This window comes from Brevibacillus migulae, assembly GCF_004521915.1.
Taxonomy (GTDB): Bacteria; Bacillota; Bacilli; order Brevibacillales; family Brevibacillaceae; genus Brevibacillus_F; species Brevibacillus_F migulae.
This window is the reverse complement of the sequence record NZ_SDKD01000009.1, coordinates 35,010-47,284: the sequence shown is the minus strand read 5'-3', so window position 1 is coordinate 47,284 and position 12,275 is coordinate 35,010. Positions and strand designations below refer to the sequence as shown.

Sequence of the window (12,275 nt, the reverse complement as noted above, 5' to 3'; positions counted from 1 at the left end):
TATCTCCTAAGGAGGGATGAGTATGCTCAATAAAGTGATCGAAAATATGGATTTCAGCACAGGGTGGTGGTATCCAGTCACACTCGGCATCATTCTGATTTTATTTGTCATATTCATGCCAAAGCGTCTCAACTGGAGAGAAATTTACCTCACCATGGGGGTCATTGCAGCTTCCGTCTGGATCATTGACACCATCGTCTCGGTTTGGCTGGATGTGTTCGATATTGGGAAGAAAGGGTTAAGAGGCATACCTGAATTGTTTTTATACAGTGTAATCCCCCCTAGTATAGCGGTGATATACCTTAACTATTACATCGAAGAAAAGAAGCTGATGTATTCGATCTTATTTACGGCTCTCTCCTTTACGGCTGAATGGTTGGCGGTAGCTGTCGGGTTAATGAAGCTTCATCAATGGAGGCCCATCTATTCGATTCCCGTTTATTTGGTCGTGTATTACTTCTTATTACCGCTTCACCTTACTTTCTTGAAAAGCTTGAAACAGACAACCTGAGCTGTATCCATTCCAAGTGGCACTATCCACGATGCCGATTTAAGCAATGGCTTGCACGGATCTATGAGAGCGATCGGATATATGAGAAAAAGAGGAGCAATTGAGCAGCTCCTCTTTTTTCATCTTTCAAACTTGAAGAAGCATCAGAATTTACAAATGCTTTACTCCATATTGATTCGAGATTCACATCAAATTGGTAGAGTTAATGGAATATTGGGAATCAGGTAAAAATAGGGAGGTCTTTATGAAGAAAGTCAAACAAACATGGGCAGCATCCGCATTGCTCGCCAGTATCTTTTCCGCGATACCGGCGGCTTCCCATGCCGAGACGAAGAGCTTCACGGTAAAAGCCGACATGGAAACACAACCGGTGCAAACGAGTGATGACGCTGCCGATGATCCTGCGGTTTGGGTACATCCTTCTGATCCGGCAAAAAGCAAATTCATCACGACCAACAAAAAATCCGGTCTGATCGTCTACGATCTGGCGGGGAAGGAGATCAAATCGTATCCGTTTGGGAAATTGAACAATGTGGATTTGCGTTACAACTTTAAGCTGGGCAGCAAGACCATCGATATGGTTGGGGCAACGGATCGAACAGAAGGGAAAAACTCCATTGAAATCTATTCCTTTGATGGAGAGAAAGGAACGCTTGAAAATATCGTAGACCCTCAGCACCCGATCACATCGGCGGTAAGCGAGGTCTACGGCTTCAGCTTCTACCACAGTCCAAAGACAGGGAAATATTACGCCATGCTGACAGGAAAAGACGGCGAATTCGAGCAGTACGAACTGATTGATAACGGAAAAGGTCAGGTTCAGGGGAAAAAGGTAAGAGAATTCCGATTGCTCAGCCAGACAGAAGGCATGGTCGCCGATGATGAGTACGGGTATCTCTACATCGGCGAGGAGGATGTGGCGCTTTGGAGATTCACCGCTGAGCCTGATGAGGGAAACAAAGGCAAGATAGTCGATGTCGTGAATGGGGAGCGTCTGACGGAGGATGTGGAAGGCCTGACCATTTACTACGCGGCGGACGGCAAAGGATACGTGATCGCATCGTCTCAGGGAAATAACACCTACGCCATCTATGATCGCGAAGGAAGCAACGCGTATATCGGCAGCTTTGCCATTGGCGACAGCAAAACGATCGATGGAACCGGTGATACAGACGGCATCGATGTCATCGGAGTTGGACTGGGACAAAATTATCCGCATGGGATCTTCATTACTCAGGATGGAGCCAACACCGACCCGAAAGGACAAGCCCGCAATCAAAACTTTAAGGTTGTCGCGTGGGAGAAGATTGCCGATCAAATCAAGTTGCAATTGGATGCGAAAAAACAGGTCGATCCAAGGAGCCTGCAAAACCGGATAATCCCGGTAAAGGAAGAAGAATGATGCGACGGAGCAAGGCGGGGAGCGCTTCTTTTGCTGCTTGAATCGCTTGGCGCTGTCGAGCGTAAAGAAAAAAGAGGGGGATTCCCCTCTTTTTTTCGTGATTTAGGACTGTGCCGCATCCATTTCCTTTTTAAACATCTCGATCCGCTTTTTTCCCCATTCATACATCATCTCTACAATCGGCAATAGAGTCATCCCCAGCTCAGTCATCGAGTATTCAACCTTAGGGGGGATATCTGGGTAAACGACTCTATCGACAATCCCATCCTCCATCAGTTCGCGCAGCTGATTGGTCAGGATTTTATGGGAAATTTTCGGGAAAAGTTTTTGCAGGTCGCTAAAACGGTGGGGTCCTTCGACACCGAGATGCCACAAAATGACAACCTTCCATTTTCCGCTGATAATCGATAAGGTGAGCTCCTTTTCACAATGATAGTCACCATTTAAGATCTTTTGTTTAATCTCTTCTCGTAATGATTCTGACACGGCAACCATCTCCTTCCGAATAGAAGGTTACCTTTTTGTAACCTTCTCACATAAAAGTGCGTTCTTAACGGATCAGAACAAAAGCCTTACAATAAACTCAGCCTTACAGGCAAAACTTTTCGCATATAAGGGAGGAACATATACAATGAGCAAAAAAGCACTTCTCATTATACCACCAGAACGATTCAATGAAGATGAGTTATTCCATCCGAAAGAGCAATTGGAAGCAGCAGGAATCGAGGTCACCATTGCAAGCACCGTTACCGGCGAAATCACAGGCGACTATGAAGGCAAGGCAACCTCAACCGCGATCTTTTCCGAGCTGTCTCCTGCGGATTTTGATGCGATCTCTGTCATTGGCGGATCCGGAACCAATGATCATCTCTGGCCAAATCAAGCGTTGCAAGCTTTCCTGAAACAAGCCCATCAAGACAAAGTGCTTGTATCCGGTATTTGCGCAGGTGCTGTCGCTGTTGCCAAGACTGGTTTGCTGGCTGGAAGGGAAGCGACCTGCTATCCGATCGATCTCCAGAAGAATGAATTGGCAGCGAATGATGTCACCTATGTGGAACAGCATGTCGTGGCACACAGCGACGTCATTACAGGCGATGGTCCAAGCGGTGCAATCGAGTTTGGGAAAAGCCTGGTTCATGCACTGCGTTAATTTTTGAGTATGAAATCTCCAAAGCCTCTGCATGGTCTAAACCTGCAGAGGCTTTTTCTATTCTCTCCCCCTGCGGTAGTCCCCTCTTGTTCAGAAATTGTCCAGATTCGATCTGTATGATAGACGACGTTGCCAAAAAAAGCGATATGGAAATGGAAATGAGGAAGTGCTGTGAAAACTGTCATGATTGTGGAGGAACACTCCTTTTCAAGGGCGGTGGTAAGGAACATCTTTGAAGAAATGGGATGGAAGGTTCTGGCAGAGGTGGCTTCCGGAGAAGAAGCAATCCACATGTACAGTGTGTACCGCCCGGATCTGGTAATGATGGATATTCATTTGCGCGGGATGGATGGGATTACCGCGACCAGAAAAATTGTAGGAATCGATCCAGAAGCAAACATCATCATGTGTACGGTAGTGGGGCAAAAGGACGTGGTGGTCCGCGCCATTACGGCCGGTGCGAAGCATTATATGGTCAAGCCTTTGCAAAAAGAAAAGGTTGAGTACTTGATCGATCATTTGTTGGCAAGTAGGGCAGCGCACAGCCATGGTGATCAAATGCTCTCTTTGCAAAGCCATTAGGAAAAAACAAAGAACGATCGCCCCTCCTGATGGGAAGGAAGCAAACAAACGATCACGAACAACTATCTGCGGTATTCCACAAGGGGAGGCCGCTTTTTTGTGTATGAAAAAGGAAAACTGGTGGAAAATCCTTACACAAAAAAAGGTTTTCAACTATATTTAATAGAGATAGACATATTGGGGGTAAGAAGGGGCATTCAATGAATATCATTCTAATAGACGATGAGTATCTTTCTTTGAATTTCTTGGAACAACTGCTTCAAAACATGGAGCATGCTCAAATTATAGGGAAATACATGAATCCCTTCGAGGGAAAAGAGGCGATTCTTCAGGAAGATGTTGATGTCGTTTTCCTGGACATTCATTTGCCGGAAATAAACGGGATCGAACTGGCGGAGCAATTATTAGAAAAAAAGCCGAAGCTGCAAATCGTTTTTGTAACGGCCCATGACGATTATGCCGTTCAAGCTTTTGAACTGAATGCACTTGATTATCTTTTAAAACCATTCGGAACAGAACGATTATTGAAAACATGGCAGCGAATCATGGATCGTGTGAAAGGTGAGACGACGGAAAAAGTAGCATCGATTCAACCGATTCAGCGGATTCAGATAAACATGCTCCGACAATTATCGATTGAAGTGGAAGATCAGCAATCGTCCCTGCTTCGTTGGCGAACCAGCAGCGCACAGGAGCTGTTCCTGTATCTGCTCCAACATCGCGGCCAACTCGTGCGCAAGTCCGTCATGGTCGATCTGCTCTGGCCGGATACCGATTCGAGCAGGACGTATTCTCAATTGTACACGGCGGTTTATCATATTCGTAAAGTTCTGCAGCGCTTTGAACCGCATATCAAGTTACAGAATGTCATGGACGGATATATGTTGAACCTGGAAAATGCCCTGGTCGATGTGGATGAATGGGAAAAACACATCCGTGCGTTACCACCTCTTTCCGAAGAAACCGTCGATGAGTATGAAAAGCTCTTGGCAGCATATACGGGGGATTACCTGCAGGAATATGAGTACTGGTGGGCGGAAAGCGAGCGCCAACGCCTGAAAATGATCTGGCAGCGTTCTTCCTTTCAAATCGCACATTTTTACCTGGAGAGTGGTCAAGCAGATCAGGCGATCGGGAAGTATATGGAAGTATGCAATCGTTATCCGCAAGCGGAAGAGGCGCATTTTGAACTGATGAAACTTTATGCCATGCTGAGCAATGACCAATCGGTGCATCGTCAATATCAAATATTGACGACCGTTCTGGAAAAAGAATTGGACGAGCAACCGAGTCAAACGATTACCGATTGGTACCTCAAATGGAAGCAGGAAAAAAAGGAATGAGCCATGTGCTCATTCCTTTTTTGGAATCTGAAAGGCGACTGCAGTGCCTTGACCAAGGACGCTCTCAATGCGCAATCCTGTGCCGTATAGCTGCTTGAGGCGCCTGTCCGTATTGCGCAAGCCAATGCCAGAGGTTCCGGCTGCACCCGCCAGCTTCTCGAACACTTGCTTTTGTTTCTCCTCGCTCATGCCAACACCATTATCACGAATACAGACTTCGATCGAGTTCCCGATGTCTGTGATCTGAATTTCAATCCTTCCCCCTGAGGTGCGGTTCAGGATTCCGTGGTGCAGCGCATTTTCCACCAGGGTCTGTATGGAAAGGGGCGGCAACGGAATAGAGATGCGTGGGGCAAGATTCCAGAGTACCTCGATTCGTTCACCATGTCGCTCTTTCTCAATATAAAGATACGATCGTACCAGCGTTAACTCACGTTCAAGGGGGATCACGCGCTCAGCATTTTGAAAATCGAAACTAATGCGCAAGTACTTGCTGAATTCCTCCAGCAAGGCCAGCATCCGGGGCGTATCCATCGTCCCGAGGGAGGCGATCGAATTTAACGTATTAAAGAGAAAATGCGGCTGTATCTGGGCTTGCAAGAAGGCGGCTTCGATACGAAGCTGTTCTTCGATCGAAAGCTTCAGAGCGGTTAAGGCACGTACGCGTGACCGCAGTTCCATCGAATCCACCGGCTTGGTCACATAGTCATTGGCGCCGGATTGAAACCCTACCAAAATATCCTCGGGACGATTCCGTGCTGTTAACAGCACGATCGGAAGTTCGGAAAGGGAGTATCTCTCGCGAATCATGCGGGTCAATTCATAACCGGATATATGAGGCATCATCACGTCTGAAACGATCAGGTCATATGGGCCGGACTCCAGCTTTCTTAGCGCTTCCGAAGCGCTGGTCGCAGTCGAGATGTTGTATTGGGCGGTACCCAGGATATCGACCAAGATTTTCAGGTTTAGCGGGTCATCATCTACGATTAATAGAGTCGGCTTATTCGTCTCCACGACGGTGCTCGCAGCGATCATATCGTCGGGTACCAATGATGACGTTGCCGCGGATTCATCATAACTGCGGACAGAGAATAGTTCTGCTTCGGCTGGGAGTGCATCTTCTGCGGAGAGAGGCAGTGTAAAGGTGAACACAGTGCCTTCTCCGGGTGAAGACATCACGCTGATGGATCCGCCGTGCAGCTCGACCAATTGCTTGCAGATGCTAAGTCCGAGCCCAAATCCTCCCACAGCCGTTGTCAATTCGGAATGACCTTGTTCGTAAGGGAAAAAGATCCGCTGCTGGGTTTCTTCATCCATGCCAATGCCCGTATCTGCCACATGAATGTGGGCCATTTGATTTTCGACAGTGGCCCGAATGGTGATATGCCCTTTGTCCGTGAATTTGATCGCATTATGCAGCAGATTGAACATGATTTGGATCAGTCTGTTCTCATCGGCCTTGACTGTGGGGAAATGCTCCGCGATGTCGACATGCAATTGAAGCGGTTTGCCGTCAAGCATGAATCGGAGCATTTCCAGGATCCCGGTAACAACGGACTGCAGTCGGATGCTTCTGATTTGCAAACGGACGGTTTTTTCCTTCAGTCGCGTGACATCCAACAGATCATCCAGCATCAAGGCCATTCTTCTCGCTACAGCAATCTGGATCTCCAGTCTGTTTCGATGCTCTTCCGTTACCGGGTTGGTTCTGTCATCTAAAACGCTCTGTGTAATGTTGATGATGCCGTGCAGAGGGTTGCGCAGCTCATGCGATGTATTGACCAGAAAATCATCCTTTTGCTTATCGGCGAGCTGCAGCTTTTCAGCAAGCTGGGTCGCTTGCGTGTTCGCCCGAAAAAAGCGTTTGAACCAGAATCCGGCAAAGCAGAAAATGGTGATGATCAAATCAAACGGGTAGTGCATCATTTCAAAGCCAAGTCGCTTTTCCAGACTGGTCCAGATGATGTTGACGGCCAGACTGGTACAGGCGAGGAGCAAGTAAATGACGTCCTTTTCCTTTCTGAAAGCGGATTGCAGAATATAGCCTGAGATGATGAGGGAAGCAAGCAAGTACAGTCCGAGGAACTGAAGAGCCGTATAAACCACGTATGCAGACGGTGCAAAAAAGACGAGAGCGGCGTATGCCAGGCAAACGGCTCCGAACCATCTGATCACCTTCAAGTTACCATAGGCAGGAAACAGGTAATAAAGAAACGGCGGTAAAAACGATGCAACGCCAATATAAGATAAAATGGCGATCTTCACGGTAATCCCATACGGAAAATCGAACCAAATCAACAGCAATTTGTCATCGACTGTCAAGACACTGACAATCGCGCAGAGGATCAACAAGGAAAAATAGAGCAAGCCTCTATTCGCAGCTCCTAGGAAATACAGCATGATGGCGTACGCGGCATGGACGAAAAATACAATGCTCAACAAAAGCTGTAGGCCCATCGAAAGCGAGGCGTGTCGATTGACCGCTTCCAGCGATCCAAAATAAATGGGTTGAGTAATTCCGCCATTGCCAGCATGATTGGACACTTGAATCATCAATTCGATAACATTGCTGCCGGGCTGAATGAGGACGGTGTAAGGGACATTCTTGGCCAGGTGCCGTGCCTCTTGTTCCGATGGCTGTCCGGCCCCCTCCACCAAATGACCGTTGACATACACAGCAGAAGCGGTTCGAATTTCACTGATTTTCAATTGCAAGGTCTGCTCTGCGGCTTTATCCAGGATGATTTGCAATCGATACGTTCCATAGCGAAAAGTCTGATCGTCGTTCTCTGGAAATTGTCCCTCCCATGGACCAGGAACCTGTATATGCGTTCTTTTCGCGATGGAGGTGATCGTGGCGCTGTCCGGTTTCACCAGTTGGGAAGGAAAGAACTCCCATTCCCCGTTGAGCCTCAATACGCCTTTTTCAGGAATGGAAAAACCGCGCAGGTCCAATTTGCCGTTTACAGCGAAAGGCTGGTTGATCGGTTTTTGCATGCTGAGCACCGAAAGGCGGATGCCGGTAATGGCAATTAAAAATAGTAGGACGATTAGGACTGTTTTCTTTTTCATTAGCATAATTTACCTATTCGGTAATCTATCTGAAATTCCTTTTCCAAGAATAAACCACCAAAAACTCCGCTTTTCAGTCCCGAAGCAGAGTGGAATTAGCTACTGTAGCTCTCGATTCCTTGACTCAACATTTTCCGAAGTTGCATTGCTGACAAGGTGATTTGGAGAAAGTGAAAGATATTATTGAATCAGAACCAAGAATTATACTTGAATCTTGGTCAGAATACATTGATGAAAATATTGAAATGAAAAAGGACAAAAAAGCAGAGAAGATGGTTTTAAGTCGCTAAGATTGTTTTTAATAGAGGATTTGAATGGAAGAGGGGGCTAGGCGAATAAACACTATGCCCCTTTTGAGTTAGGTTGGGTTGTTATCAATTTTCGGGCTCGCCTAGGATAATTTATCGTTCTGCAGTCAAGACATCCGACAGAGAAGCACACTCTTCTCTCAACATAGACAAAAAATCCAAATCATGATACTTCCCTCTTGCGAAGAAGGCTCTTCTCATCGTTCCTTCATAGATAAACCCACATTTTTCAGCAATTCTTCGCGCTGCTGCATTATCTTTTGCGGTACAGATTTGAAGCCTTTGGATCGGTTTTAGTTCAAACAGGTAGGCAGAAAACAGTTTGAGTGCTTCCGTAGCATAACCTTTCCCGCGATCTTCTTTCTTGTAAATCTGGAAGCCTATTTCAAAGCCTTCGCTGTCACCGACTCCTTTGAAGAACGTAATGGCCCCTAATATACGGCCGGATTTATCGGTGATGAGCATTCGACCAAAATCATTTTCCCAATATCCTGCATCAGCGTACACCTTTTGTATCTTGGTTTCATGATGCAGCTCGGCTCCCAGATAATCCCCTCTGTGGCTAAGGTCATTCATCAAACTCAGCATTTCAGGCAAATCATCGTCTTGGATCAATCTAAGAATAACGTTTTTCCCCGATAACATCAGGTTGCCCCCTCAACATATATTTTTCTAAAGGAATAGAATCGGCTGCTGCACCATTCTGGAATATTGGCGTTCTTGGGGAAGATCGAAAGCATTTGGCTCATACAATTCTTGACAGTCAAAATTTTATCATAGATCATTACGATGACAGAAAGAAAATACTAAAAAATGGAGAATATCATGGCAGAACAGTATCGATTTATTGCAGAAGCTCATCCGGATGTCGAGCTCGGTTATCGAAGAGATAGCTTGGAATATGTGTTGACTTGTCCGACGGAAGGGATCAATCCAGAGACGGGAGTCATACTATTTATCACCCCTTTTGGCGACTCTCCAGATTCCGTCTACCAAGCGGAAAAGCTGAGACCATACTTAGCAGATAAGTATAATTGCATCGTTGCAGGTGTGCATTACTTTGGAATGGACAGAACAGTAGCATCGGTCGATTTTGACCCAGCATTTTTAGCCTTATTACAAGGAAAATACGGTATTCCTTTTACCGATTTCCTTACCGAAAATGGGACAATTAGCAATCAGACTCTTTCAATCCTTGCAGCTCATTTGACTAGGTTGGGGATCAAGATTTTCTCTGAAGATAAACCGAAAATGTATACACGTTATCATCTAAAAGGAGAATATCAATCGTTTGGTTTTTTACCTGCCCTTGATTATCTGGTTGTGCTTGGTGAGATTCTCAAAAAGTACCCAGAAGTTAATAAAAAGAAACTGATTGCTTATGGATCATCATACGGCGGTTATATCGCTTTATTGCTTGGAAAATTGGCCCCTCACACGTTCTCAGTTGTGATTGATAACTCGGGCTATTCAAAAGCGAGCATACATAATCTATGTTGTAAAGATTTCAATACCGGTTCAGAAGTATATCGCGATGCGAATGTGACGATCCGCGGAGTTTCACAAGAGCCTTGGACACTTTTAAATGAGTCTGACCCTTATTATTTTTCCGATAGCTGTCGTTCCATTAGAAGTTTGCTAGAAGAGAAACATAGAGTGCCTTCAGAAACTGCCTACTTCATTTTTCATGCGGAAAATGATAAGGTATGTTCCACCTCTGATAAAGAAGAAGTGGTGAAAATATTGGAGAAGTATAACCCTGTCTACTTTAAAAAGGTTACGGAGAGCGATTTGGATGGCGTTATTTTCAAAAACATGAGTCATGGCATGGGGGCTTCTCTCAGGGGCTTATTCGACCGTGTATATTCATTAGATAACCAAAAGCTATTAAGAGAAAGTGACTCTACCGATTTTGAGGAAGGAAATGAGTATCACTTTGATTGCGGCAAGAAAATATACCATGTATCTTTCTCTCGAGATTATGAGGTGAAAGTGGAGATAGTAGCCAGGTAAATTTTGTATAAAGGAAGGGGAAGTGTTGCGAGAACGGGAAAACCCTGTTATCTCAACGCTTTCCCTCATTTTTATGTCAGGGCTAACAGCGCCATAAAAGCCTTTCTTTTATTGAAACCGTAACCATCCGAACCACTTTCACGTTGTATATGTAGAAGCATCAAACAGCATACCATGGGGATGATCAAATGTTCCTACGCAGTCTTGAGATCATTCATAAACCCGCAACCGAAAAATATCCATTCAGCATCCCGTCCATCAAGCATTTGGAAACCCTTGAGTTTAAGACAAATGTGACATTCTTGGTAGGAGAAAACGGCTCGGGGAAGTCAACGTTACTGGAAGCGATCGCGTACCAGTGCGAATTTAACACTGCGGGTGGCAGCAAAAACAACCTCTATGAAGTAGACGCCTCCCATTCCAGCTTGGGTGACCATATTCGGCTTTCCTGGATGCCCAAGATCACGAATGGTTTTTTTCTGAGGGCGGAAACCTTTTACCACTTTGCCTCCCATCTGGATACGATGCCAGAAAGTCTGGGGTACTATGGCGGCCGGTCCCTTCATAAACAATCACATGGGGAAGCCTTTTTGTCGCTTTTTCGTCACCGCTTTGGGAAAAAGGCGATCTACCTTTTGGATGAGCCAGAGGCGGCCCTCTCACCAGCCAGGCAATTGGCGTTGCTGCGGATCATCAAGGAGCTGGAGAAGGATGCCCAGTTCATCATTGCCACCCATTCTCCGATCCTGCTCGGTTATCCCGGCGCGCAAATATTGAATTTTGATGAGCAGCCCATCCAGGAAATTCGCTACGAAGATACGATGCACTATATCGTGACCAGGCGTTTTCTTGAAAATCGACAGAGAGTCTTCGATGAACTGTTCCATGAGGATGGTGAATAGAAAAAATTGGAGAAATTTGTCTCATTTTGATTGATGTGTAAGAATTTTCCCTTTATAATCAGAAATGATACACAAATTTGTGAAAATACTGGGGGAAAAGGTAAATGCTAGTTGGAAAAGGCGCTGTACGTGAAATGGCGAATGATATTGATAAAGTAGTGAGAGAAATTGACCAAATTACACAATCCAAAATTGACCGTGTATCCGATAAAATTGACTCCGAACTGAACTCCTGCGGCCGCGAATTGACAAATGCGGCAAGCACCCTGTCGCAAATCAAGCCGCTGATCGACAGACTCGTTGCGCAAGTGGGACAAAATGCTCCTGATCATGTGCAGGTGCTTGTATCGTCCATTGCCCAAGAGGTGATGTCCAAAGTGATCGCAGCAAGTGGCAACATCGATGAAGTGCAAAAGAACATCAAAGATGTAGACAAATTGACCAACGAAATCGACAGCTTGACTGATGAAATTGACAAGTTGACCAATAAAATCGATGAGATCACTGATAAGTACCAAAAATAAGGAGGCTTGTCTCTATGAGTGATTACACACCGCCAGTCGGCCAGCCCAATTATATGTCTGGATGGGGAAACAACCAGGCAAAAGAAACCGCTTTAAAAATTGATCACATCGCGGATAAGGCGAAATTTGGCATCGAAATGCTGCGAAACGGCTTGATCGGGATTGATGCCTTAGAGAAAGAGTTGATCGAGCTTTCAAATGAGCCGCATCCTCCTTCCCAGGCACAAATTCGCTCGATTGCCCATCGACTCGATTCGCACCAAAAGCAGCTTCAGCAAGCGTTGGATCGCATCAAAGACATGATGAACGACATCGATAAGGAAACGGACTTCATCCAAAGACCACGCACAAGCTGGTAGTGGTGCAGACATAGCCGGGAACCCAGTTATCCGAGGGTTTCCGGCTATTTTCATTGCTCGCTCAGCTTCCCTCTGTTTTTTTCCTTTATGCCTTCCGCATAAAAAT

Annotated in this window: 12 protein-coding genes; 9 read left to right on the top strand and 3 right to left on the bottom strand. The window is 45.7% G+C overall.

Features of this window, described 5'->3' with window-relative positions:
- The first annotated feature begins 22 nt into the window (after nt 1-22).
- Together EIZ37_RS12110 and EIZ37_RS12105 are read left to right on the top strand one after the other, a co-directional pair.
- Entirely contained in the window at nt 23-511 is a 489-nt protein-coding gene (locus EIZ37_RS12110; RefSeq protein WP_134684873.1) for a hypothetical protein, read from the top strand.
- A 244-nt stretch (nt 512-755) separates the two neighbouring features.
- Nucleotides 756-1,913, top strand: coding sequence for a phytase (locus tag EIZ37_RS12105; RefSeq protein WP_134684872.1), 1,158 nt, complete (start codon nt 756-758; stop codon nt 1,911-1,913).
- Nucleotides 1,914-2,015: 102 nt separating this feature from the next.
- On the opposite strand, the gene EIZ37_RS12100 is transcribed toward EIZ37_RS12105, so the two are convergent.
- A complete protein-coding gene (locus tag EIZ37_RS12100; RefSeq protein ID WP_134684871.1) occupies nt 2,016-2,399 on the bottom strand; it encodes a winged helix-turn-helix transcriptional regulator in 384 nt (127 codons plus the stop codon).
- A 145-nt stretch (nt 2,400-2,544) separates the two neighbouring features.
- On the opposite strand from EIZ37_RS12100, the gene EIZ37_RS12095 reads away from it, so the two are divergent.
- From EIZ37_RS12095 to EIZ37_RS12085, 3 genes are all read left to right on the top strand, one after another.
- The gene (locus EIZ37_RS12095) at nt 2,545-3,063 is read left to right on the top strand and encodes a DJ-1/PfpI family protein (RefSeq protein ID WP_134684870.1); all 519 of its coding nucleotides are present in this window, start codon (nt 2,545-2,547) and stop codon (nt 3,061-3,063) included.
- 171 nt (nt 3,064-3,234) lie between these two features.
- Nucleotides 3,235-3,645: a response regulator gene (locus tag EIZ37_RS12090; protein ID WP_134684869.1), complete on the top strand. Its 411-nt coding sequence runs from the start codon at nt 3,235-3,237 to the stop codon at nt 3,643-3,645.
- A gap of 200 nt (nt 3,646-3,845) precedes the next feature.
- A complete protein-coding gene (locus tag EIZ37_RS12085) occupies nt 3,846-4,988 on the top strand; it encodes a response regulator (protein WP_134684868.1) in 1,143 nt (380 codons plus the stop codon).
- 9 nt (nt 4,989-4,997) lie between these two features.
- Here the strand turns inward: EIZ37_RS12085 and EIZ37_RS12080 are convergent, their stop codons facing one another.
- Nucleotides 4,998-8,063, bottom strand: a complete 3,066-nt coding sequence (locus EIZ37_RS12080; RefSeq protein ID WP_235827979.1) for an ATP-binding protein — start codon at nt 8,061-8,063, stop codon at nt 4,998-5,000.
- A gap of 401 nt (nt 8,064-8,464) precedes the next feature.
- A complete protein-coding gene (locus tag EIZ37_RS12075; RefSeq protein WP_134684866.1) occupies nt 8,465-9,016 on the bottom strand; it encodes a GNAT family N-acetyltransferase in 552 nt (183 codons plus the stop codon).
- A gap of 180 nt (nt 9,017-9,196) precedes the next feature.
- On the opposite strand from EIZ37_RS12075, the gene EIZ37_RS12070 reads away from it, so the two are divergent.
- The 4 genes from EIZ37_RS12070 to EIZ37_RS12055 all read left to right on the top strand — a co-directional run bounded on the left by EIZ37_RS12070 (nt 9,197) and on the right by EIZ37_RS12055 (nt 12,169).
- The gene (locus tag EIZ37_RS12070) at nt 9,197-10,384 is read left to right on the top strand and encodes a DUF2920 family protein (RefSeq protein WP_167568819.1); all 1,188 of its coding nucleotides are present in this window, start codon (nt 9,197-9,199) and stop codon (nt 10,382-10,384) included.
- A gap of 188 nt (nt 10,385-10,572) precedes the next feature.
- Nucleotides 10,573-11,286 (top strand): AAA family ATPase, encoded by a 714-nt coding sequence (locus tag EIZ37_RS12065; protein ID WP_134684864.1) that lies wholly within the window; start codon nt 10,573-10,575, stop codon nt 11,284-11,286.
- Between the two features lie 104 nt (nt 11,287-11,390).
- Nucleotides 11,391-11,810, top strand: coding sequence for a hypothetical protein (locus EIZ37_RS12060; protein WP_134684863.1), 420 nt, complete (start codon nt 11,391-11,393; stop codon nt 11,808-11,810).
- Between the two features lie 14 nt (nt 11,811-11,824).
- Nucleotides 11,825-12,169 carry a hypothetical protein gene (locus tag EIZ37_RS12055; protein ID WP_134684862.1) on the top strand — a complete coding sequence of 115 codons (345 nt, stop codon included), beginning with the start codon at nt 11,825-11,827 and terminating at the stop codon, nt 12,167-12,169.
- Nucleotides 12,170-12,275 lie beyond the last annotated feature (106 nt).